This window comes from Kitasatospora sp. NPDC003701 (assembly GCF_053587085.1).
This window is the reverse complement of the sequence record NZ_JBSFNM010000012.1, coordinates 17,177-39,189: the sequence shown is the minus strand read 5'-3', so window position 1 is coordinate 39,189 and position 22,013 is coordinate 17,177. Positions and strand designations below refer to the sequence as shown.

Here is a 22,013-nt window from a genome sequence, read left to right as displayed (position 1 = left end):
TCCCGGTCTCCATCATCGCTGGCGCGGGGCGGGGCTGTGAATCTCCGCGGAACGGTACCGGGCCCCGGCGCGGCGGCGCCGGGGCCCGGTACCCGATCGGCTCAGCTGTGGCGGCGGATCTCCACGGTGCGGAACCGGTTGGCGACGAAGGCGCCGTCGCAGTAGGCGGCGTTGGCGGCCGGGTTGGCGCCGGTGCCGTGCAGGTCGGAGAAGGCGGCCGTCTGGTTGGCGTACACCCCGCCGGTGAGGTTGAGCGAGAGCGAGACGCCGGAGTCGAGCGAGGCCTCGACCAGGGCGGCCTCGACCTCGGGCGAGGTGGTGTAGCCGGCGGCGGTCATCGCGCCCTGGGTCCGGACGGTGTCGCGCAGCAGCTCCACCGCGGCGGCGGTGTTCTCCACCGCGACGGCGAAGGAGACCGGGCCGAAGCACTCGCTGCGGAAGACCGCCCGGTCGTCCGGCTTGTCGGCGTCCAGCTTGACCAGCGCGGGGGTGCGGACGGTGGCGGCGGGGAACTCGGGCGAGGTCACCACGCGCGGGGCGAGGGCGAGTTCGCCGTACTCGCCGCCGGCCGCGGCGACCGTGCGCTGGAGCACGCCGGGGTTGACCACGGCGCCGAGCACGGCCGCGGCGCGGGCGTCGTCGGAGAGCAGGCCGTCGATGGCGCCGGCGAGGTCGGTCACCACCTCGTCGTAGGACTTGGCGCCCTGGTCGGTGTCGATGCCGGTGCGCGGGATCAGCAGGTTCTGCGGGGTGGTGCACATCTGGCCGCTGTAGAGGGAGAGCGAGAAGGCCAGGTTGTTCAGCATGCCCCGGTAGTCGTCGGTGGAGTCGACGACCACGGTGTTCACACCGGCCTTCTCGGTGTAGACCTCGGCCTGCCGCGCGTGCTCCTCCAGCCAGTCGCCGAAGGCGGTGGAGCCGGTGTAGTCGATCAGCTTCACCTCGGGGCGGACGGCGAGCGTCTGGGCGACGGTGCCGCCCTCGTGCTCGGCGGCCAGGCAGACCAGGTTGGGGTCGAAGCCGGCCTCGGTCAGCACTTCGCGGGCGATCCGCACGGTCAGCGCGAGCGGCAGGACGGCGCGCGGGTGCGGCTTGACCAGGACGGGGTTGCCGGTGGCCAGCGAGGCGAACAGGCCGGGGTAGCCGTTCCAGGTGGGGAAGGTGTTGCAGCCGATCAGCAGCGCGAGGCCGCGCGGGACGACGGTGAACTCCTTGGTCATCACCAGCGGGTCGCGCTTGCCCTGCGGCTTGCTCCAGCCGGCGCTGCTGGGCAGCCGGGTCTGCTCGGCGTAGGCGTAGGTGACCGCCTCCAGGCCGCGGTCCTGGGCGTGCGGGCCGCCGGCCTGGAAGGCCATGCCGTAGGCCTGGCCGGTGGTGTGCATCACCGCGTTCGCGAACTCGTGCGAGCGGGCGTTGATCCGGGCCAGGATCTCCAGGCAGACGGCGGCCCGGGTGAGCGGGGCGGCGGCGGCCCAGCCGGGCCGGGCCGCGGTCAGCGCGGCGATCAGCGCGTCCGGCTCGGCGTGCGGGTAGCCGATGCCCAGCTCGACGCCGTAGGGGGAGGCCTCGCCGCCGATCAGGTCGCCGTCGGCCGGGTGGCCGTCGAGGGCGAACGGCCGGTTCAGCAGCGCCTCGAAGGCGGCCTTGCCGTCAGCGGCGCCGCTCTCGCCGTAGGCCTTCGGGAACTCGGGGTAGGGCGACCAGTAGTCGCGCGACGCGGCGGCGGCGAGCGCGGCGTCCAGGGTGGCCTGGTGGCGTGCGACCAGCTCGGCGACGAGGGGGTGGGTGACCGCTGCGGACATGGTGTGCGCTCCTCAGAGGGGAGGACGGGACACGTCACAGAGTAACCGAACGATCGGTCGGCTCAAGAGGGTGTGCGGGTCCGATCCGGTAAACGCGCGGGGGCGCGTCCGAAACGGACGCGCCCCCGGGGTCGGGCAGGGTGCCGGTGGCCGGTACCGGCCTACGGGATGCCGAGCTCGAATATCACGTACCCGCCGTACCAGCCGGAGGCGACGGCGCCGGTGCCGAGCACCGCCGCCAGCACCGGCCAGCTCAGCTTGCGCATCGCCACCGCGAGGGCGATCAGCAGCGGGAAGGCCGGGAGCAGGTAGCGCGAGGTGTTGCCGAAGATGCCCAGGCTGCCGAGCACCGAGACGATGGTGGCCAGCGTGTAGGCGGTCAGCACCAGCGGCGGGCGCAGCCGGATCAGCAGCACGATCAGCACCGGCAGCGTCAGCACGATCAGGGTGGCCAGCAGGTCGGTCACCGGCCAGGCGAACGGGTAGTCCGAGCGGCCCAGCAGCACGCCGCGGATCGCCTTGAAGGTGCCCTGGCCGAAGTCGAAGTAGTGCAGCCAGGCGTCGTGCTGGAGCTTGAAGTAGCCGCCCCAGTCGTCCACCCGCCAGCCCACCCAGCCGACGTAGCCGAGCAGGCCGAGCGGGGCCAGCAGCATCGCGGCCACCGGGCGGAGGACGCCGCTCTCGCGCCGGTACAGCTCGACCAGTGCGGCCAGGCCGACGGCGCCGATCAGCGCCGCGGAGGTCGGCCGGTTGAGGCCGGCGACCAGCGTGATCACGCCGGCGGCGATCCACTGCTTGGTCATCACGCAGTAGCAGGCCCAGGCGGCGAGCGCGACGAAGAGCGAGTCGGAGTAGAGCGCCCACTCGGCGCCGGAGCCCGGGGCGATCGCCCAGAGGCCGGCCGCGATCACGCCCGCGCGCGGGCCGGCCAGCCGGTCCACCACCGCGTGGATCCCGGCGGCGGCGAACAGCGAGGCGACCACCGAGACCAGCATCCCGGCGCCGTACAGGCCGAGCCCGGTGCCGTCCGAGACCAGCCGCATCAGACCCGGGTAGAGCGGGAAGAAGGCCGCCGAGTTCTGCTCGATGGTGAAGCCGGGGGTGCCGCCGGGGATCGGGACCAGCGCCGGGTGGTAGCCGAACTGCGCGATCTGCTGGTACCACCAGCCGTCCCAGCTGGCCAGCACGTCCCAGGGGTTCGCGCCGCCGCCGAACCGGGGGTGCTTCTTGACGTAGTCGCCCGAGTAGGCGAGCAGCTTCATGAAGACGGTGAAGCCGAGCAGCTTGAGCACCGCGTAGCACCAGACGGCCGGCCCGAACCGGAGGACCAGGGCGCGGGCGCGCTCGCGGGGGCCGGTCTCCGCCGAGGCTCCCGGCTCCTCGCTGCGCTGCTCGGGCACATCGGAGGCGACTGCCGGTATTGCGCTCATCAGACTGGACCCCACCCTGCTGGCCTTGGACGCTGGTCCGCAGATTCTAGGCCGTCGGCCGCGCTGTTGGTGCGGACCAACGGACCCGGGCGCATCCGGCGGAGCGGGTGCGGGGATACTCGGAGGATGGCCGATCACACCACGCGTACCGCGTACACCGTGGAGTCGCTGCTCGCGGTGACCGTCGACGTCTTCAACGAGCGCGGCTACGACGGCACGTCGATGGAGGACCTGTCCCGGGCGGCCGGGATCTCCAAGTCCTCGATCTACCACCACGTGCGCGGCAAGGAGGAGCTGCTCCGGCTGGCCGTCGGGCGGGCCCTGGACGGGCTGTTCGGCATCCTCGCCGAACCGGCCGCGGTGGAGGGCCCGGCGGTGGAGCGGCTGGAGCACGTGGTGCGGCGCACCGCCGAGGTGCTGCTGGCCGAGCTGCCGTACGTCACCCTGCTGCTGCGGGTGCGCGGCAACACGGCCACCGAGCAGTGGGCGCTGGAGCGCCGCCGGGACTTCGACCACCAGGTGGCCGAGCTGCTGCGGGCGGCCGTCGCGGACGGCTCGCTGCGGGCGGACGTCGAGCCCCGGCTGGCCACCCGGCTGCTCTTCGGCATGATCAACTCGATCGTGGAGTGGTACCGGCCGGGCCTCAAGGCGGCCGACGGCGTCGCGGACGCGGTGGTCCACCTGGCCTTCGACGGCCTCCGGGCGCGGTAGGCGCCGGAGCGGCGGGGGCGCGGGACACCGCGCCAAAGGGACGCGGACCCGTCCCGAAAGGGCACCCCGGACGGGTGCGCCCCGCCGACCCGGCGGGCGGGATCACAGCGGCGGCACCTGGTCGGTCTCCTCGAAGACCAGCATGGTGCGGGTGCCGAGCACCTGCGGGATGGACTGGATGCTGCCCAGCACCAGCTCGCGCAGGGCGTGGTTGTCGGCGGTGTGCACCAGCAGCAGGACGTCGAAGTCTCCGCCCACCAGAGCGATGTGCGCGACCCCGGGCAGCTCCAGCAGTTGCTCGCGCACCGTCCGCCAGGAGTTCTGCACGATTTTCAGGGTGACATAGGCGGATGCGCCCTGACCTGCTCTTTCGTGGTCGACCCGGGCGGTGAAGCCGCGAATGACGCCGTCCTCGACCATCCTGGAGATCCGGGCGTACGCATTCGCCCTGGACACGTGGACCCGCTCGGCCACCGAGCGGATCGAGGCGCGACCGTCCTGCTGCAGCAGCCGCAGGATCGCCCGGTCGACACGGTCGAGTCTGGACGTCTGTTCAGTCGACATGACCCCCCACCCCCAAGGATTGGACGCACTGCCATCAGTCGACCGCCACCCGGGCCGATTGTCCAGCACCTTGTCACGCTTCTGGTCAAGATGAACAGACGACCGAACAATCGGTAGGGAGCCCCCGCCACCCCTGGAGGTGCCCGAGATGACCGTTCTCGACCACAGACACCACACGGCGGTGCCCGGCTGGCTGCCCGGGGCGACCGCCCCGCGCAGTGACCCGGCCCCGCTGCTTCCGGACGCCTCACCGGTCCGCGTGCTCGGCACTCCCGAGCTGGAGAAGTACGACCCCGCGCTGCTGCGCGAGCTGTACCGCCGCCTGGTGGTCGGCCGCCGCTACAACCAGCAGGCCACCACCCTGACCAAGCAGGGCCGGCTGGCCGTCTACCCGGCGTCCACCGGCCAGGAGGCCTGCCAGGTCGCCGCCGCGCTGGCGCTCGGCGAGCGGGACTGGCTCTTCCCGAGCTACCGCGACACCCTCGCGGTGGTCTCCCGCGGCGTCGACCCGCTGGAGGCGCTGACCCTGCTGCGCGGCAACGCCCACACCGGCTACGACCCGGTGGCCGCCCGGACGGCGCCGCTGTGCACCCCGCTGGCCACCCAGGCCCCGCACGCCGTCGGACTGGCGCACGCCGCCCGGCTCGGCGGCGATCCGGTGGTCGCGCTGGCGCTGCTCGGCGACGGCGGCACCAGCGAGGGCGACTTCCACGAGGCACTGAACTTCGCCGCCGTGCTGAACGCCCCGGTGGTCTTCCTGGTGCAGAACAACGGGTACGCGATCTCCGTCCCGCTCACCGCGCAGTCCGCCGCGCCGACGCTCGCCCACAAGGCGGTCGGCTACGGGATACCGGGCCGGCTGGTGGACGGCAACGACGCGCCCGCCGTGCACAGCGTGCTGGCCGAGGCGGTCGAGCGGGCCCGGGCCGGCGGCGGCCCGACCCTGGTCGAGGCGCTCACCTACCGCGTCGAGGCGCACACCAACGCCGACGACGCCACCCGCTACCGGGACGACGCCGAGGTGACCGCCTGGCGCGAGCACGACCCGATCCTGCTGATGGAGCGCGAGCTGCGCCGGCTCGGCCTGCTGGACGACGCCCTGGTGCAGGAGTCGGCCGACGAGGCGGAGGCGCTGGCGGCTCGGATGCGGGCCGAGTTCCACGCCGACGCCGCGCTCGACCCGATGGCCCTGTTCGCCCATGTGTACGCCGAGCCCACTCCGCAACTGCGGGAGCAGGCCGCCCAGTTGTCCGCCGAGCTGGCCGCCGAGGCCGAGGTGCAGCACCCATGAGCAACACCGCCCGTCCCGCGCCCGCCCCCACCCCCGGCCGGACCGCCGTGCGGCCCTCCCCGGCCGGCCCGCGCACCGCGACCTTGGCGCAGGCGCTCAACTCCGCGCTGCGGGACACCCTGCGCGAGGACCCGTCCGTGCACGTGCTCGGCGAGGACGTCGGCGCGCTCGGCGGCGTCTTCCGGATCACCGACGGCCTGACCGCCGAGTTCGGCGCCGACCGCTGCCTGGACACCCCGCTGGCCGAGGCCGGCATCCTCGGCACCGCGATCGGCATGGCGATGTACGGGCTGCGCCCGGTGGTCGAGATGCAGTTCGACGCCTTCGCCTACCCGGCGCTGGAGCAGCTCTTCTCGCACGTCGCCAAGATGCGCAACCGCACGGCCGGCCGGCTGCCGCTGCCGATCACCGTCCGCATCCCGTACGGCGGCGGCATCGGCGGGGTGGAGCACCACAGCGACGCCTCCGAGGCCTACTACGCCAGTACCCCCGGCCTGCACGTGGTCACCCCGGCCACGGTGGCCGACGCCTACGGGCTGCTGCGGGCCTCGATCGCCTCGGACGACCCGGTGGTCTTCCTGGAGCCCAAGCGGCTCTACTGGGGCAAGGCGGAGTTCGACCCGGCGGCGCCGGTCGAGCCGATCGGGCGGGCCGTCCTGCGGCGGACCGGGACGTCGGCGGTGCTGATCACCTACGGTCCCTCGCTGCCGGTCTGCCTGGAGGCGGCCGAGGCGGCCAAGGCCGAGGGCTGGGACCTCGCGGTGCTGGACCTGCGCACCCTGGTGCCGTTCGACGACGAGACGGTCTGCCGGGTGGTGCGCTCGCTCGGCCGGGCCGTGGTGGTGCACGAGGCGACCGGCTTCGGCGGCACCGGCGCGGAGATCGCCGCCCGGGTGACCGAGCGGTGCTTCCACCACCTGGCCGCACCGGTGCTGCGGGTCACCGGCTTCGACATCCCGTACCCGCCGCCGATGCTGGAGCACCACCACCTCCCCGGGGTGGACCGGATCCTGGACGCGGTCGCCCGGCTGCAGTGGGAGGCCTGAGGATGATGCCCGTCGTACGCGAGTTCACCCTGCCCGACCTCGGTGAGGGGCTCACCGGGGCGGAGGTGGTGCGCTGGATGGTCGAGGTCGGCGAGGTGATCGCCGTCGACCAGCCGGTGGTGGAGGTGGAGACCGCCAAGGCCGTGGTGGAGGTGCCCTGCCCGTACGGCGGGGTGGTCACCGCCCGGTACGGCGAGCCGGGTGAGGAGGTGGCGGTCGGCGCGGCGCTGGTGACGGTCGCGGTGTCGCCGGTCGAGGGGGCGCCGTCCCCGGTCGCCGAGGTGGAGCGCCCGCTGGTCGGGTACGGGGTCGCGGAGCCGGACCGGGGCGGCCGGCGCCGCCGGGTCGGGGCTCCGGCCGGCGCGGCGGCTGCTCCGGCGGTGGCCGCTCCGGTCGCGGTGGCCGCTCCGGTGGCGCCCGTTGCAGTGGTGGCCGCGGTCGCTCCGGTGGTGGTGCCGGTGATCTCGCCGCTGGTCCGTCGGTCGGCCCGGGAGCACGGGATCGATCTGGCGACACTGACCGGCAGCGGGCCGGACGGCCTGATCATGCGTGCGGACGTCGAACGGGCGGTCGCGGCGCTGGCCTCGGGCCGGGCCCCGGCCCAGGCGCCGGTGCACAACGGGACGCGGGTGCCGGCGGGGGTGTCGCTCGGGGCGTCGGCCGGGGCGTCGGCCGGGGCCGAGCTGGTTCCGCTGCGCGGCCTGCGCAAGGCGGTGGCCGAGAAGCTCACCCGCAGCCACCGCGAGATCCCGGCGGCGACCTGCTGGGTCGACGCCGATGCCACCGAACTGATGGCACTGCGGCGTCAGTTGAACGCCACACCCGGTCCGAAGGTGAGCGTGCTGGCACTGCTCGCCCGGATCTGCACGGTGGCGCTGGCCCGCTACCCCGAGCTCAACTCCAGTGTCACCGAGGACGGTTCGGGGATCCTGCGGCACTCCGCGGTGCACCTGGGCTTCGCCGCCCAGGGCGAGCGCGGCCTGGTCGTCCCGGTGGTGCGCGACGCCCAGCGGCTGAGTACCGAGCAACTCGGCGCCGAGCTGGGGCGGTTGACCGAGTCGGCCCGGACGGGTGCGCTCACTCCGGCCGAACTCACGGGTGGGACGTTCACCCTGAACAACTACGGGGTGTTCGGCGTGGACGGCTCCACCCCGATCCTCAACCACCCCGAGGCGGCGATGCTCGGCGTGGGCCGGATCGTCGCCAAACCCTGGGTTCACCAGGGCGAGTTGGCGGTGCGCGAGGTGACCCAGCTGTCGTTCACCTTCGACCACCGGGTCTGCGACGGCGGTACGGCGGGCGGGTTCCTGCGGTTCGTCGCGGACTGCGTCGAGCAACCGGGCATGCTGCTGCGGCAGTTGTGACCGGCCTGTCCGGGCGGTCGCCTTGGGTGGCTGCCCGGACACCCAGGGCGACCGCAGATCGAGCGAGAGTAGCGCGTACCGGGGGCGGGTGTCCGGGCTTCGCGCGATTTGTCGGATGAGCACTTCGGGCGTGCCACGCTGCCTAGGCGTCAGCAGGAACAAGCCAGGTGGTGGCACAGGCCGGCCGGAGGCGAAACGATTCTCTTGGGTACTCGAAACGTTGCGGTGAAGTCCCGCAGAACTCTCCTGGTCCGCACCGGACACGGCTCGGCGCGGGCCGCGGCCGTTCCGGGCATGCCGGACGGCTTGTCGGACACCGGCCCGGACGCCGGTCCGGACGCCGCGCCGGCCGTGGGGGCGGACACCCCGGTGGCCCTCCCCCCGATGCCGCTGGACCCGCCGGACCTCCCGCCGGCGTCCGCCGCGCCGCCGCGGCCGGCGATCCCGGACCGGCCGGCCGAGCCGCCCGCGATCCCGGCGCCGTCGACGCCCACCGGACAGCCCGTGCCCGCGATCGAGCCGCTGTTCACCCGGGCCCCCGGCCTCAACTGGACCGGCTCGGGCGACCTCGCCCGGCCACCGGCCCTCGCCGGGCCCGGCCCGGCCCCCGTACCGGTGTCCGCACCGCCGTCCCGGCCGCTGACCGGCCCGCTGCCCGAATCGCCGACCGGCCCGCTGCCCGCCTCCGCTTCCGCGCCTGCCGCGCCTGCCGCGCCCGTCGAGGTCACCGCGCCCGTCGAGGTCACCGCGCCCGTCGCGGTCGCCGAGGCCGAACAGCCGCCCACCGCCCGGGACATCGAGCTGATCCGGGCCAGCCTGGCCGTGGTCGAGCCGGTCGCCGACCGGGCCACCGCGCACTTCTACGCACTGATCTTCCTGCACCACCCCGAGGTCCGCGCCCTCTTCCCGGCCGCCATGGACGTCCAGCGCGACCGGCTCTTCCGCGCCCTGCTGATGGCCGCCCGCAACGCCGGCGACCCGGACGGCCTGCGCACCTACCTGAGCGCGCTCGGCTGCGGCCACCGCCGGTACGGCACCCTGACCGGCCACTACGGCCCGGTGGGGGAATGCCTGGTGGCGGCGCTGGCCCGGTACGCGGGCAACCGCTGGGACGCCGAGACCGAGCTCGCCTGGCGCCGCGTCTACCGGCTGGTCTCCACGATCATGATCGAGGCCGCCGAGGGGGACGCCCGCACCTCGCCGCCCTGGTGGCAGGCCGAGGTGGTCGGCCACGAGCTGCGCACCCCCGACGTCGCGGTGCTCACCCTCCGCCCCGACCAGGCCTACCCGTTCCGCGCGGGGCAGTACACCAGCCTGGAGACGCCCTGGTGGCCGCGGGTCTGGCGGTACTTCTCGTTCGCCTCCGCGCCCCGGCCGGACGGCCTGCTGACCCTCCACGTCAAGGCCGTCCAGGCGGGCTGGGTGAGCAATGCGCTGGTGCACCGGGCCGCGCCGGGGGACGTGCTGCGGCTGGGCCCGGCCGCGGGCACGATGACCGTCGACCACGCGGCCGGCGCGGACCTGCTCTGCCTCGGCGGCGGCACCGGGATCGCCCCGATCAAGGCGCTGGTCGAGGAGGTGGCCGACCACGGTGCGGCGGGCCGTTCGGTCGAGGTCTTCTACGGTGCCCGGCAGGCCGCCGAGCTGTACGAGCTGGAGGCGCTGCGCGCGCTCGCGGAGCGCCACCGCTGGCTCTCGGTGCGCCCGGTGCTCTCCGGGCCGGGGCCGCACGCCGGTGGTCCGGCCGCCGCCGGCGGTCTGCTCACCGGCGGTCTTCTCACCGGTGACCTGCTCACCGGTGAACTGCCGGAGGTGGTCGGCCGGTTCGGGCCGTGGGCGGGCCGGGAGGCGTATCTCGGCGGGCCGGCCGCGATGGTGCGGCGCGGGGTCGGCGTCCTGCTGCGGGCCGGGGTCGCGCCGGAGCGGATCCGGCACGACCTGGTCGGCGATCTGGCGGCGGGCTGAGGGGCCGGATCCTCGGCCCGCCCGGGCCGACCGGGGCTCCGTCAGCCGAGGTCGGGCGCGAGCAGTGCGCGGACGCCCTCGATGTTGGCCGCCAGGTACGCCCGCAGGCTTGGCGGGACGACGTTCACCGAGGTGACGCCCTCGCGGGTGAAGGGCACCCGGACCACCTCGTACTCGCCGTTCGGCTCGTCCACCTCGGGCCCGTGCCGGCGGTCGAGGTCCATCGAGGCGAGCCGGCAGACGAAGAAGTGCTGCACCTTGACCCCGTGCGGGTGGAGCAGCGTGCCGTCGTCGTGGTGGGTGTGGCTGAGGGTGTCGACGAAGGCGGGGACGACGTCCACCACCTTGCCGCCCAGCTCCTCGTCGACCTCGCGGTGCAGGGCGTCCGTGACGGTGCGGTCGTTGCTCTCGACCCCGCCGCCCGGGGTGATCCAGTACGGGTGCGGGGAGCCGGGCCGGGTGCGTTTGATCAGCACGATCGAGGCCGGTCCGTGTGGATCGGCCGGGTCGAGCTCCAGCAGGATCGCCCGTGCGGTCCGTTTGACGACGGGTCGGGGCGGGGTGCGCATGACCACCTCCGGGGCTGGAGCGTTGTGCGGGAGTCTCCCGCAGGCCGGCGGGGCCGAAACTCGTGCCCGCTCGGGTGCGTCCGTTCGGGGAGTGCTCACAGTGCCGATAGATCTTGGATCATAAAGATGAACCTTGAACGGATCTTGAAAGTATCGATCAGAATTCTATTCTTACCTTCGATTCGAAGGAATTTATCGATCGAACCGTATGAGAGTGATTGCAGCGGCGCTGTGCCTGTGCTGCAATGAGCGACTATCGGGCAAATCGGAGTACTTCACTCCGCATGCCCTCCTGTGCAACGACTCGGGCTGGGGGCTGGGTGTGGTCATGGATCAGATCGCAGGGCGCACGACACCGGCGCGCAAGGACCGGCAGCCCACCCTGATCGCCTCCGTCCAGCGGGCGCTGCGGCTGCTGGAGGCCGTCGGTGGTCATCTGCAGGGGGCGACCGCCAAGCAGCTCGCCCGCACCGCCGGCCTGCCGCTCGGCACCACGTACCACCTGCTGCGCACCCTGACCCACGAGGGCTACCTGCGGCGGGCCGACGGCAGGTTCTTCTACGGGGAGTCGGTGGACGGCATAGGCCGGGCCGACGACCGGCAGTCCGAACGGCACGGCCTGCGGGCCCGGATGGAACAGTTGAGGGACGAACTCGGCGCCGCGGTCTACTTCGCGCGCTACCAGGACGGCGAGGTGACGGTGGTGGACACCGCCGCCGGGGCCGGGCAGCCGGCCGTCGAGCCGTGGGCCGACTTCCGCGTCACCGCGCACGCCCATGCCATCGGCCAGTGCCTGCTGGCCCAACTGCCCGACGAGGCCCGGCGCGACCACCTCGCCCGCCACCCGCCGGTCGGGCTCACCCCGTCCACCCTCACCGAGGGGTCGACCGTGCTGCGCCGGCTCGCCGCGCTGCGGCCGACCATGCCCGTGCTGGAGCACCAGGAGTACGCGCTCGGCACCGTCTGCGCCGCCGTCCCCATCACCGTCGGCTCGGTGGTCGCGACGATGGCCATCTCCCTCCCGGTCGAGCAGGCCGGGCGGCTGGCCGCCGCCGCCGGGCAACTGCGCCGCAGCGTCGGCGCGATGACCGCCTCGTTCGTCCGCTGACACTCCTTGTGCCCCAGGGGCAACAGCTCATTCCCCTCGTTCACCATTTGAAAAAGCACACCTTGTCCACTACGTCCCCAAACATGGACGATGAGGATCGAACAGGGATTGGTTGCGCAAAACCGCCTCAATCGGTCGCACAACCGACACAGCCGCACTCCCTCCCATGTCAGCGAACTGCATTGTCCGGCCACCTGCGGACCCACAGCACGCACGGCCGGGCATAACGAGAGGTACTGGCGCCATGCAGCACAGCACAGTCCAGGGTCACCTGGTGATGAACCTCGTGGTCTCCACCGAGCTCTCCTTCCGCATCGTGGTCGACCTGGAGTACGACCCCGCCGACCCGTACGCGATCCGCTTCACCTTCCACCTGCCCGGGGACGCCCCGGTCACCTGGGTCTTCGCCCGGGAACTGCTGCTCGACGGGATCAGCCGGCCGGCGGGCGAGGGCGACGTGCACGTCCACCCGGTCGGCGGGGAGCTCTCGGAGGTCTGCATCGTGCTGCACTCCCCCGACGGGGACGCCCTGTTGCGCGCCTCCGCGCCGCCGCTGATCGCCTTCCTGGCCCGCACCGACCGGCTGGTGCCGATGGGCCAGGAGCTCACCGGCGGGGAGATCGACGCCCAGCTCGCCGACATCCTCAGAGGCTGTGAGAGGTGACCGGTCGCCCGGCCGCCACGGCAGAAGGGGCCCGCCCCCGGTGCGGAAACCGGGCGCGGGCCCCTTTCGCGTCGTGCTGCGCGTCGGGCCGCGGGGAGCGGGCCTGCTCAGTCGTCGTCGCCGAGCGCCAGGTTGAGCCCCCAGGAGACCAGGCTGATGATCAGTGCGCCGAACAGCGCCGCCCAGAAGCCGTCGACGGTGAAGCTCAGGTCGAGCTTGTCCGAGGCCCAGGAGGTCAGCCAGAGCATCAGGGCGTTGATGACGAAGGTGATCAGCCCCAGGGTGAGGATGAACAGCGGCAGCGAGAACAGCTTGACCACGGGCTTGATCAGCCAGTTCACCACCCCGAAGATCAGCGCCACGGCGATCACCGTCAGGGTCTTGTGCTGCCAGTCGTCACCGGTCAGCGTGATGCCGGTGACGATCCAGGCGGCCACCCAGATGGCGGCCGCGTTGATAAGTGTCTTGATGACGAAACCCTTCATGGGGCCAGCGTCGCAGGCCGGACGGGGTGGGGGAAGCTCCGTCCGACATGTTTGGTGTTGAATGCCCCTGGGCCCGGACCAGGACGAGGAGGGGTGCCCCGGTGAAGCTGTTCCGGCTGGACGAACTGGACGCCGAACGTGCCGCCAACGACGGCGCCTATCTGCGCTTCCTGCGCGAGCCGCGGATGTCCGCCGGGCTCTACGCGCTCTCCCCCGGCGACACCGACCCGCAGACCGCGCACGCCCAGGACGAGATCTACCAGGTGGTCAGCGGCCGGGCCGAGTTGACCGTCGGCGACGAGACCACGACGGTGGCCCGCGGCACCGTCGTCTACGTCCCGGCCGGGGTGCCGCACCGGTTCCACCACATCACCGAGGAGCTGCGGGTCCTGGTGGTGTTCTCCCCGCCGGAGGACTGACGGCGGGGGCCCGGGCCGGTCCGGTTAGGGTCGGGGCATGAGCCTGAGCCTGACGGAAGAACTCTGGGCGGCGATCGAGCCGATCTACGCCGAGATCCTCGACCACCCCTTCATCGGCGGCCTCACCGACGGCACCCTGCCGCGCGAGGCGTTCCGCCACTTCGTCGTCCAGGACTCGCACTACCTGCGCGACTACGCCCGCGCGCTCGCCGTCTGCGCCGCCAAGGCGCCCGGCGAGGAGGACGTGCGGGCCTTCGCGGACGACGCGGTCGGTGCGCTGGCGGCCGAGCAGGGCATGCACGCGGAGTTCATGACGGCCTTCGGCGCCAGCGCCGAACAGGCCGCCGCCGAGCCGGTCCTGCCGACCACCCGGGCCTACACCAGCTACCTGCTGGCCACGGTGTACGGCGGCTCCTTCGCGGAGGCGGTCGGCGCGGTGCTGCCCTGCTACTGGATCTACGCCCGGGTCGGCGACCAGCTGCTCGCCAAGGGCTCCCCCGACCCGCTGTACGCCAAGTGGATCGCCACCTACGGCGACGAGGCGTTCCAGTCCGTGGTGCGTCGCGTCCTCGCACTGGCCGACCGGCTCGGCGAGGAGATCTCCCCGGCCGAACGCCGCCGGGTGGTGGAGCACTTCACCACCACCTCGCGGTACGAGTGGATGTTCTGGGACGCCGCCTGGCGCGGCGAGACCTGGCCGGTCTGACGCCGGTCCCGGGCCCGGTCCCGCGCCCGGCCGGGCGATTTCCCGCACGTCGCCGGGGCCGTTTCGAGCCGCTCCCCCCGGGGATGTCCCCGGGCCCGGGGTAGGGGTGATCTCCGGGTTCTCTCCGGGCCGTTGGCTCTCGTTCCGGCCCGTGAGTCACCGTACGATCGAAGTATCGAAAGCAAGCGGGATGCGGCACCGGACGGCAGCCGGCCCGAGGGGAGAGAAGGAACGGACATGGCTGAGTTCTGGAAGTCGCTGCCCTCGTGGGTGCGCAACATCGTCGTTCCGGTGCTGGTGCTGATCCTGGCCTGGAACATCATCGGATTCGTCTTCGGCGTGGTGGGCGCGCTGCTGAGCCTGGTCATCAAGCTGCTGGTGGTGGTCGGCATCGCCGCGGCCGTGGTGATCCTGGTGAAGAAGGCCGCCAAGAGCTGAGCCGCCGGCCGGCCCCGGACGCCCGTACCCCCTCGGGGGGTGCGGGCGTCAGTCGTTCGCGGGCGCGGCGGCGGGCCGGTCGGGCACCAGGACGGTGTCGAGGTCCCAGCGCGGCCGCCAGTGCCGGGCACGGGCGCGGCCGAGGTCGAGGGTGATGCCGGTGGCGAGCTGGTCGACCGCGTACGGGGTCAGACCGGGGACGCGGCCGGTGCGGGCGGCCAGCCGGGCGAGCGGCACGGGCACGTGGTGGATCCGGGCCCGCACCCCGTGGGCGGCGAGGACCCGGCGGACGGCGTCGTCGCGCCGGTAGGGCCGGTCGTCGGCGATGTTGTACGCGCCGGGCGGCCAGGCGCGGCCGCTCAGGCCCAGGGCGGCCAGGCAGGCGTCGGCGAGGTTCTGGACGGCGGTCAGGCTGATCCGGACGTCACCGCCGGGGAGCAGCAGCAGGCCGTGCCGCACCCGGGCCAGCAGCTGCGGGGCGAGGTGCGGGTCGCCCGGCCCGTAGACGGCGCGCGGGCGCAGCACCACGGCGCCCGCCTCCAGCGCGAGCCGTTCGCCGGCGGCTTTGGTGCGCCCGTAGGCGTTGAGGTGGCCGCCCTCGGTGGGGTGCTGTTCCGGGACGGCGGAGCGGTCGAGCCGGGGGTCGTAGACGCTGGCGCTGCTCACCTGGACCACCGGGCGCCCGGCGGCGGCGCGCAGCAGCCGTTCGGTGCCGGTGACGTTGACGGCGTACTGCTGGGCCTCGCCGGCGGAGCCCCGGGGGAGGTCGGCGACGGCGGCGGCGCAGTGCACCACCAGGTCGACGCCGGTCAGGTCGGGGTCGCCGGTGGTGGCGTCCCAGGGGACGTGGCGGCCGACCGGGCCCGGGGAGCGGCCGAGGCAGAGCACGTCGAGGCCCAGCGCGGCGGCGGCGCGGGCGACGTGCGAGCCGCAGAAGCCGCCCGCGCCGGTGACGGCTATCCGCATCGGGACTCCCTGACGTGCCGGTCGGCCCCGGCGGGCCGCAGGGTGAGTTCCGCGTAGCCGGGGAGCGCGGAGCGGCGGTCGACCCGGGCCCGGGCGACCACCGGGCGGTACGGGGCCAGCGCGAGCAGCACGTCCGTGAGCAGCGCCCTGGCCAGCCCGGCGCCCGGGCAGGCGTGCGGGCCGGCGCCGAAGACGGCCTGGGCGGCGGCCGGGCCGGGGGCGGGGCCGCTGTGGTGGGCCCGGGCGGCGTGCCGGGCGACCAGCACCAGGCGGTCGCCGGTCCGGACCGGGCAGCCGGCCAGGGTGGCGTCGGCGGCGGCGACCCGGGGGAGCAGCGGCGAGGGGGCGGTCAGCCGGAGGAGTTCGACGGCGAGCCCGGGCGCGGTGGAGGCGTCGACGCCGGGCCAGAGGCCGGCGTCGGAGCACCAGGCGGCGGCCCGGGGCAGGGCGGCGACGGTGGTGGTGACGGCGGCGACGGTGAGCATGGCGTCGAGCGGGTCCGGCAGCAGCGCGGTGAGGCCGGCCGTGGCGGCCACGGCGTCGGCCCGCCGGCGGCCGGGGAGGCGCGGGCCGGGCAGGTGGTCCCGGGCGGCGGCCGCGGCGGCGTCGGTACAGGCCCGGGCGAGGGCGTGCGGGCAGGCGGCGGAGCCGGTCAGCGCGGCGGCCGTCACGCCGGCCAACTCCTGCGCGAGGCCGACGAGTTCGAGCGAGCCGGTGGCCAGGGCCGGGACGCGCTCGGCGAGCACGGCCCGCCAGTGCGGGCGGATCCGGTCGAGCGTGGCGGTGCTCAGGTCGGCCGCCACCGCGCGGCGGGCCGCCCGGTGTTCGGCGCCCTCCTGGTCGAACAGCAGCCCCCGGCCGGTGAGCCGGGCGGCGGCGCCGCCGGTGGTGCCGGGCGCGGTGCGGTCGAGCGGGACGCGGGTGAGCGCCTCGCGGTAGGCCTCGGTGCCGTGGACGAGGACGGTGCGGCCGAGCCGGACGACCGGGCGGCGGCGGGTGGCGCAGAGCAGGGCGAACAGGACGGGGTGGCTGCGCAGATAGACCCGGCGGTCCCGGCGGCGCGCGGCCCGGTCGGTCGCGGCCAGGGCGGTCGCGGGCAGGGCGGTCGCGGGCAGGGCGTCCGCGGCGGGCGCCGGGCGGGTCGGCTCGCCGGTCATGCGGACAGCTCCCGGGCGCAGTGGGCGGCGGCCGCCGCCCGGTCGGGCTTGCGGGAGCGCCCGGCCAGCGGGACCTCACCGAACAGCACGGCGTCCGGGCGGGCGCCGCCCATCCGGTCGAGCGGGGCCCGCAGGGCGGCGCGCAGCCGCCGCGGATCGGCGCCGGGACGCGGCTGGACGAGGGCGACCAGCCGTTCGTCGCCCGGCGCGTCGGGGGCCGGAACGCCGACCAGGACGGCGAGTTCGACGTCCGGCAGGTGCAGGGCGGGCTCGTACAGGCCGGGGTAGATGTTCTCGGCGCGGCGCAGCACCATGTCCTTGAGCCGCCCGGCGAGCACGATCCGGCCGTCCGGGGCGAGGACGGCCCGGTCGCCGGTGCGGACCCAGGGGTCGGGCTCCTCGCCGAGGTAGCGGTGCCGGGCGCCCGGGCCGGTGAGCAGCAGTTCGCCCTCCGGGGTGAGGCCGGCGCGCACCCCGGGCAGCGGTGCGCCGACCAGGTCGCCGGGGCCGGTGTGGGCGCTCTTCGCGGCCTCCTCGACGGCGGCGGCCGGGAACAGCTCGGTGAGCGCGTAGACGCCCCAGGCCTGGTCGGCGCCGGCCTGCTTGACCCGCCGCAGCAGGCCGGCGTCGGCGGGGGCGGAGCCGGTCCAGACCCGGCCGTGGAAGCGGGCCCCGGCACCGAGCGCGGCACGCAGCGCCGGCGGGGTGAGGTAGGTCTGGGCCGGTGCCAGCCGGGCGAGTTGGCCCGCCAGCGCGCGTGGGCCGCGGGCCGGCAGGGCGACGGCGGCGCCGGCCGCGAGGGCGGGGACCAGGACGAAGAAGGTGCCGCCGAGCACGGTGCTGCCGGGGCGGGGGTCGACCAGTTCGGTGACGGTGCGCAGGCCGGCCGCCAGGCCCTCGCGGGTGTGCACGACGGCGCGCGGGCGGGCGGTGGTGCCGGAGGTGAAGACGATCACGGCATCGCCGTCGGGGCCGCCGCCGCGCGGCGCGGGCACCGCGGCACCGGCGGCCGCGAGCCGCGGGGCGCAGCCGGGCAGCCGGCGGCCGAGGGTGGCGACCGGGCCGAGCGCGTCCAGTCGGGGCAGGGCGAGGTCGGCGCGGCGGGCCAGCGGGCCCGCCCAGCCGGCCACCGCCTGGGCGGCGGCGTCGGCGAGGACGAGGTCCGGCCGGGCCAGTGCGAGGCGGGCGGCGAGGACGTCGGGCCCTGCGGTCGGGTCGAGGACGGCGGCCCGCAGGCCGAGCCGGTGGGCGGCGAGCAGTACGGCGAGCGCCCGGGGCCCGGGGCGGACGGCGACACCGAGGGTGGCGCCGGCGCCGAGGCCGCGGGCGTGCAGGGCGGCGGCGTAGCGGTCGGCGAGGTCGGCGAGTTCGCCGCGGCGGATCCGGACCCGGGTGGCGCCGGTGCGGCCCCGGCCGAGGACGGCGGGCCGGTCGGGGTGGACGGTGCGCAGGGCGTGGGCGAGCCGGTCGAGCACGGGGCCCTCCTCAACGGGGCGTCGGTCGGTGGGGTCGGATCGGCGGGAGCGGTCGTCGGTGGGGTCGGATCGGCGGGAGTGGTCGTCGGTGGGGTCGGACCGGCGGGAGCGCCGTCGAAAGGGTCGGACCGGTGGCCGGGGCCGGCTCAGCGGACGTCGACCGAGCGCCGGCCCGCGCCGCGCTCCAGGTACCAGCGGGCGGTGCCGACCACGCCGTAGGCGCGGATCCGCCGGGTGGAGTTCTGGACCACCATGTCGCGGCGGTGGACGATCGCGGTGCTGTGGCGGCGCACCCGGTTGATGAACATCCGGTCGGTGGGCGAGGGCCTGCGCGGCATGCCGCCGACGGCCCGGTACAGCTCGGCGGTGATCGCCATGTTGTTGCCGGCGTGCATCCGGTAGGGCGTGCGGTAGCCGTGCCGGCGGTGGTGCGCGGGCCGGATCCGTCCGAAGAACGCGCCGAGCGCGACCAGCACCAGGAACACCGCGCGCCCGGCCGGCCCGTGCTCGTCCCGGCGGGCGGTGACCCGGCCGCAGACCAGTCCGCCGGAGGCGAGCATCCCGGCCCGGGCGGCGGCCGTCCAGCCGGGTTCGGGCAGGCAGTCGGCGTCGGTGCGGGCGAGCAGGGTGGCGCCCCGCGCGATGGCGTGGCGGAAGCCGGTGTCGATCGCCGAGCCGACGCCCTTCTCCGGTTCGACCAGCACCTCGACCGGGAACGGCGCCCGGGCGGCGAAGGCCCGGACCTTCGCCACGGTGGCGTCGGTGGAGCCGTTGTCGGCGACCAGCAGCGTGAACGCGCGGTCCCGTTGGGCGGCCAGGGCGGTCAGGGTGTCCTCGATCCGGGCCTCCTCCTGGTAGGCCGGGACGACCACCCACAGGTCCGTACCGGGGCTCACGACGCCTCCCACACCATCGTCATCAGGCTCACGCCGCCGCCGAGGCCGATCAGCAGCACCTTGTCGCCCGGGGACAACTCGGGCTTTATTCGGTCGAGTTGGATGCCCAGTGTGGCACTGGCGACATTGCCGAGCTCCGGCACGGTGAGCACCAGCTTGTCCGCGGGCACACCGGTGAGCTCCACGAAGCGCTCCAGGTAGGGGACGGTCACCTGGTGCACCAGCACCCGGGCGTAGTCGTCCCAGCCGAGGCCGGTGCGGGCCGCGACCCTGGTCAGGATGGAGCCGCCGATCTTCTCGAAGACGCCGCGCAACTCCTTCCCGCCGCCCCGGAAGTAGCTGTACTCGTCGCCGCGCGGGTGGCGCGAGCCGCCGCCGGGGATGCCGCCGGCCGCCCAGTGCTCGGAGGCGGTCTCGGTCTCGATGTCGAGGATGCCGCCGCGCTCGACCGCCTCGACCACCACGGCCGCGCCGGCGTCGCCGAAGGTGTACCCGGCGAAGCCGTCCCGGAAGTCGGCCGGACCGGCCGGGTCGCGGCGCATCGCCCGGCTGGGCGTCTCGCCGGTGACCACCAGGGCGCGCCGGGCGCGGCCGGCCAGGATCATCGCGCGGGCCAGGTCGATCCCGTTGAGGAAGCTGTTGCAGGCGTTGCCGACGTCCAGGGCGTGGGCGCGCGAACCGAGTTCGGCCTGGACGAGGTGGGCGGTGGCGGGTTCGCAGACGTCCCGGGTGGCGGAGGCGTACAGCAGCAGGTCGAGGTCGAGCGGGTCCAGGCCGCGGGCCGCCAGGGCGCGCCGGGCGGCGCCGACGGCCAGGGTGGAGGCGTACTCGCCCTCGGCCGCGAAGTGCCGGGTGACGATGCCGGTCGCCTTCTCGAACATCCGCTCCGGAAGCCGGAGTCGACCGCCGGCGGTGACCTCGTCCTGGAGCTGCTGGGAGGTCAGTCGGTGGGCGGGGAGGTGGGCTCCGACGGCGGTGATGCCGATCCGCGCGGTGGCTGCAGGGTGCATGCCCCCATGCTCCGGCGGGCGTGGCCGCGCCCACCTGAGTACGGGTACTCAGGTGGGCGCGGCGCGGTACCCAACGTGGGGTCAGTCCTTGATCGGGATCGACTGGACGGGCACCGGGGCGGCGGGAGCGGCGGGGCCGGCCGGGGCCGCGGACGGCTCCGGGGCGTTCATGGTGGTGAGCAGCTGGCGGGCCAGGCCGAGGCCGGTGCCGCCCATGGCGAGCGCCTTGGCGAACATCTCGCCCATGCCCTCGGCGCCGTTCAGCAGCACCATGTGCTCGACGTTGCCGAAGGCCTCCGCGCCGGCCCGGACGATCTCGGGCCAGTTCTCGGCGAGCTGCTGCGCGACCACGGCCTCCTGGTTCTCGGCCAGGGCGGCGGCGCGCGCCTTGATCGCCTCCGCCTCGGCCAGACCGAGCGCGCGGGCCGCCTCGGCGGTGGCCAGACCCTTGGCCTCGGCGGCCGCGGCCTCGGCCTGGCCGGTCGCCTTGGTCGCCTCGGCGGCGGCCAGACCGCGCGCCCGGGTGGCCTCGGCCTCGGCGATGGCGGCGATCTTGACCCGGTTGGCCTCGGCGGCCGCCTTGAGCTCGGTCTCCTGGGCCTGCGCCTGGGCCGCCGAGATGCGGGCGTCGCGGTCGGCCTCGGCCCTGGTCCTGGTCTCGTACGCCCGGGCGTCGGCGGGCTTGCGGACGTCGGCCTGGAGCTGCTGCTCCTTGCGGTGTGCCTCCAGCTCGGCGACCTTGGTCTCCTGGACCACGACCTCCTGCCGGGAGGCGGCCTGGGCCAGCGGTCCGGCCTGCATCGCCCGGGCGGTCGCCGTCTCCAGCTCGGCCTGGTAACCGGCTTGCTGGATGCCGGAGTTGCGGGTCGCCTCGGCCTTGCGCGCGAAGGCCTCCTGCTCGGCCTCGGTGGCCCGGCGGTCGGCCTCGGCCTGGGCGATGCGGGCGTCCCGCATGACGGCGGCCGCGTGCGGAGCGGCGAGGTTCTGGATGTAGCCGGTCGGGTCGATGATCTCCTGGATCTGCAGCGAGTCGATGATCAGACCCAGCTTCTCCATCTCGGAGCCCGAGGCGGCGCGGGTCTCCCCGGTCAGCCGCTCGCGGTCGCGGATCATGTCCTCGACCGTCAAGCTGCCGACGATGGACCGCAGATGACCGGCGAAGACGTTGTGGACCCGGTGGCCCATCATCTGCTGCTGGTCGAGGAAGCGCCGGGCGGCGTTGGCGATCGACACCGTGTCGTCGCCCACCTTGAAGATCACAACTCCCTTGACGTGCACCGGAATGCCCTGGGACGTCACGCATTCGACGTCCAGGTCGGCCTCGTTGAGGTCGAGGGAGAGCTTGCGCACCACCTGGACACCGGGCGTCACCAGCGTCCCCCGCCCGGTGACGATGCGGAATCCCATGCTCTCGCCGACGCCCTCGGAGCGGTGCTTGGAACCCGAGATGATCAGTGCCTCGTTCGGCTCGGCGACCCGCCACATGAGCTTGAACAGCACGATCAGAATGATGATGAAGGCCACTGCGGCCCCCGCTACGCCGATCAGCATCGGCTGATTCCCCCTTCAGCGCACACCGGCGTTCCGTGGCTGCGCTCTGGTGTGCAGGAAGGCGCGGAACACGGTGGCAGCGGAGATTCTCCGCTCACCGTGATCTCTTGGAAAGGGGAATTCGTTCTGAATCCGTCCCAGGGGCGTCAGGATTCGGTCAGAGCAGCGCCACGTAGACGGTGCGCGGAGGCTGGTACTCGACCACGACCACCTGGGTGCCGACCGCCATGCTCTCGCCCGGCACGGCCGGGTGGGCGAGGAAGGCCTCGGTGGTGTGGCGTTCGCGGACGTGCACGAGCACCTCACCGACCAGTCCGGTGCCGATCTTTCCGGTGACGCGCCCTGTGCTTCCGACCATCGGTCCAGTCTGTCACCGTTCCCCGCGGGTGGACCCCC

General features: G+C 74.3%; 22 protein-coding genes. 10 read left to right on the top strand and 12 right to left on the bottom strand.

Translation table 11 applies throughout. The features are described from left to right. Positions 1-101 precede the first annotated feature (101 nt). Positions 102-1,802, bottom strand: coding sequence for a phenylacetic acid degradation protein PaaN (gene paaN, locus ACWDRR_RS14060; protein WP_449772421.1), 1,701 nt, complete (start codon positions 1,800-1,802; stop codon positions 102-104). A gap of 161 nt (positions 1,803-1,963) precedes the next feature. Then, positions 1,964-3,232 (bottom strand): hypothetical protein, encoded by a 1,269-nt coding sequence (locus ACWDRR_RS14055; protein WP_449772420.1) that lies wholly within the window; start codon positions 3,230-3,232, stop codon positions 1,964-1,966. 126 nt (positions 3,233-3,358) lie between these two features. On the opposite strand from ACWDRR_RS14055, the gene ACWDRR_RS14050 reads away from it, so the two are divergent. Continuing rightward, a complete protein-coding gene (locus ACWDRR_RS14050) occupies positions 3,359-3,943 on the top strand; it encodes a TetR/AcrR family transcriptional regulator (RefSeq protein WP_449772419.1) in 585 nt (194 codons plus the stop codon). 102 nt (positions 3,944-4,045) lie between these two features. Here ACWDRR_RS14050 and ACWDRR_RS14045 read toward each other — a convergent pair whose 3' ends face one another. After that, complete coding sequence (locus tag ACWDRR_RS14045) at positions 4,046-4,507, bottom strand: Lrp/AsnC family transcriptional regulator (RefSeq protein ID WP_449772418.1); 462 nt, start codon at positions 4,505-4,507, stop codon at positions 4,046-4,048. A gap of 148 nt (positions 4,508-4,655) precedes the next feature. Here ACWDRR_RS14045 and pdhA point away from each other — a divergent pair, with 148 nt between their 5' ends. The 4 genes from pdhA to ACWDRR_RS14025 all read left to right on the top strand — a co-directional run bounded on the left by pdhA (position 4,656) and on the right by ACWDRR_RS14025 (position 10,173). After that, entirely contained in the window at positions 4,656-5,798 is a 1,143-nt protein-coding gene (gene pdhA, locus ACWDRR_RS14040) for a pyruvate dehydrogenase (acetyl-transferring) E1 component subunit alpha (protein ID WP_449772417.1), read from the top strand. Next, the gene (locus tag ACWDRR_RS14035; protein ID WP_449772416.1) at positions 5,795-6,844 is read left to right on the top strand and encodes an alpha-ketoacid dehydrogenase subunit beta; all 1,050 of its coding nucleotides are present in this window, start codon (positions 5,795-5,797) and stop codon (positions 6,842-6,844) included. Before pdhA ends, ACWDRR_RS14035 begins: the two co-directional genes overlap by 4 nt. Before the next feature lie 5 nt (positions 6,845-6,849). Next, positions 6,850-8,208 carry a dihydrolipoamide acetyltransferase family protein gene (locus ACWDRR_RS14030; RefSeq protein ID WP_449772537.1) on the top strand — a complete coding sequence of 453 codons (1,359 nt, stop codon included), beginning with the start codon at positions 6,850-6,852 and terminating at the stop codon, positions 8,206-8,208. Positions 8,209-8,433: 225 nt separating this feature from the next. Next, entirely contained in the window at positions 8,434-10,173 is a 1,740-nt protein-coding gene (locus tag ACWDRR_RS14025; protein ID WP_449772415.1) for a globin domain-containing protein, read from the top strand. A 41-nt stretch (positions 10,174-10,214) separates the two neighbouring features. Here the strand turns inward: ACWDRR_RS14025 and ACWDRR_RS14020 are convergent, their stop codons facing one another. Beyond that, entirely contained in the window at positions 10,215-10,742 is a 528-nt protein-coding gene (locus tag ACWDRR_RS14020; RefSeq protein ID WP_449772414.1) for an NUDIX domain-containing protein, read from the bottom strand. Between the two features lie 328 nt (positions 10,743-11,070). Between ACWDRR_RS14020 and ACWDRR_RS14015 the strand changes: the two genes are divergently transcribed. Further along, on the top strand, positions 11,071-11,850 hold the full coding sequence (locus ACWDRR_RS14015) for an IclR family transcriptional regulator (protein ID WP_449772413.1): 780 nt from the start codon (positions 11,071-11,073) through the stop codon (positions 11,848-11,850). A 244-nt stretch (positions 11,851-12,094) separates the two neighbouring features. After that, a complete protein-coding gene (locus ACWDRR_RS14010; protein WP_449772412.1) occupies positions 12,095-12,514 on the top strand; it encodes an SsgA family sporulation/cell division regulator in 420 nt (139 codons plus the stop codon). A 107-nt stretch (positions 12,515-12,621) separates the two neighbouring features. On the opposite strand, the gene ACWDRR_RS14005 is transcribed toward ACWDRR_RS14010, so the two are convergent. Further along, positions 12,622-12,999, bottom strand: coding sequence for a phage holin family protein (locus ACWDRR_RS14005; RefSeq protein WP_449772411.1), 378 nt, complete (start codon positions 12,997-12,999; stop codon positions 12,622-12,624). A gap of 101 nt (positions 13,000-13,100) precedes the next feature. On the opposite strand from ACWDRR_RS14005, the gene ACWDRR_RS14000 reads away from it, so the two are divergent. From ACWDRR_RS14000 to ACWDRR_RS13990, 3 genes are all read left to right on the top strand, one after another. Continuing rightward, a complete protein-coding gene (locus ACWDRR_RS14000) occupies positions 13,101-13,418 on the top strand; it encodes a cupin domain-containing protein (RefSeq protein WP_400822906.1) in 318 nt (105 codons plus the stop codon). 37 nt (positions 13,419-13,455) lie between these two features. Continuing rightward, entirely contained in the window at positions 13,456-14,124 is a 669-nt protein-coding gene (tenA, locus tag ACWDRR_RS13995) for a thiaminase II (RefSeq protein WP_387885918.1), read from the top strand. Positions 14,125-14,361: 237 nt separating this feature from the next. Then, the gene (locus ACWDRR_RS13990; RefSeq protein WP_387885920.1) at positions 14,362-14,562 is read left to right on the top strand and encodes a DUF5326 family protein; all 201 of its coding nucleotides are present in this window, start codon (positions 14,362-14,364) and stop codon (positions 14,560-14,562) included. Between the two features lie 48 nt (positions 14,563-14,610). On the opposite strand, the gene ACWDRR_RS13985 is transcribed toward ACWDRR_RS13990, so the two are convergent. The 7 genes from ACWDRR_RS13985 to ACWDRR_RS13955 all read right to left on the bottom strand — a co-directional run bounded on the left by ACWDRR_RS13985 (position 14,611) and on the right by ACWDRR_RS13955 (position 21,975). Next, the gene (locus ACWDRR_RS13985) at positions 14,611-15,528 is read right to left on the bottom strand and encodes an NAD-dependent epimerase/dehydratase family protein (protein ID WP_449772410.1); all 918 of its coding nucleotides are present in this window, start codon (positions 15,526-15,528) and stop codon (positions 14,611-14,613) included. Further along, the gene (locus ACWDRR_RS13980; protein WP_449772409.1) at positions 15,519-16,685 is read right to left on the bottom strand and encodes a cytochrome P450; all 1,167 of its coding nucleotides are present in this window, start codon (positions 16,683-16,685) and stop codon (positions 15,519-15,521) included. Before ACWDRR_RS13980 ends, ACWDRR_RS13985 begins: the two co-directional genes overlap by 10 nt. Beyond that, positions 16,682-18,160 (bottom strand): AMP-binding protein, encoded by a 1,479-nt coding sequence (locus ACWDRR_RS13975; protein WP_449772408.1) that lies wholly within the window; start codon positions 18,158-18,160, stop codon positions 16,682-16,684. The genes ACWDRR_RS13980 and ACWDRR_RS13975 overlap by 4 nt, the downstream gene beginning before the upstream one ends. A 146-nt stretch (positions 18,161-18,306) precedes the next feature. Continuing rightward, positions 18,307-19,056, bottom strand: coding sequence for a glycosyltransferase (locus tag ACWDRR_RS13970; RefSeq protein ID WP_449772407.1), 750 nt, complete (start codon positions 19,054-19,056; stop codon positions 18,307-18,309). Then, positions 19,053-20,066: a 3-oxoacyl-ACP synthase III family protein gene (locus ACWDRR_RS13965; RefSeq protein WP_449772406.1), complete on the bottom strand. Its 1,014-nt coding sequence runs from the start codon at positions 20,064-20,066 to the stop codon at positions 19,053-19,055. The genes ACWDRR_RS13970 and ACWDRR_RS13965 overlap by 4 nt, the downstream gene beginning before the upstream one ends. 81 nt (positions 20,067-20,147) lie before the next feature. Further along, the gene (locus ACWDRR_RS13960; RefSeq protein ID WP_449772405.1) at positions 20,148-21,617 is read right to left on the bottom strand and encodes an SPFH domain-containing protein; all 1,470 of its coding nucleotides are present in this window, start codon (positions 21,615-21,617) and stop codon (positions 20,148-20,150) included. A gap of 157 nt (positions 21,618-21,774) precedes the next feature. Next, on the bottom strand, positions 21,775-21,975 hold the full coding sequence (locus tag ACWDRR_RS13955; RefSeq protein ID WP_449772404.1) for a hypothetical protein: 201 nt from the start codon (positions 21,973-21,975) through the stop codon (positions 21,775-21,777). Positions 21,976-22,013 lie beyond the last annotated feature (38 nt).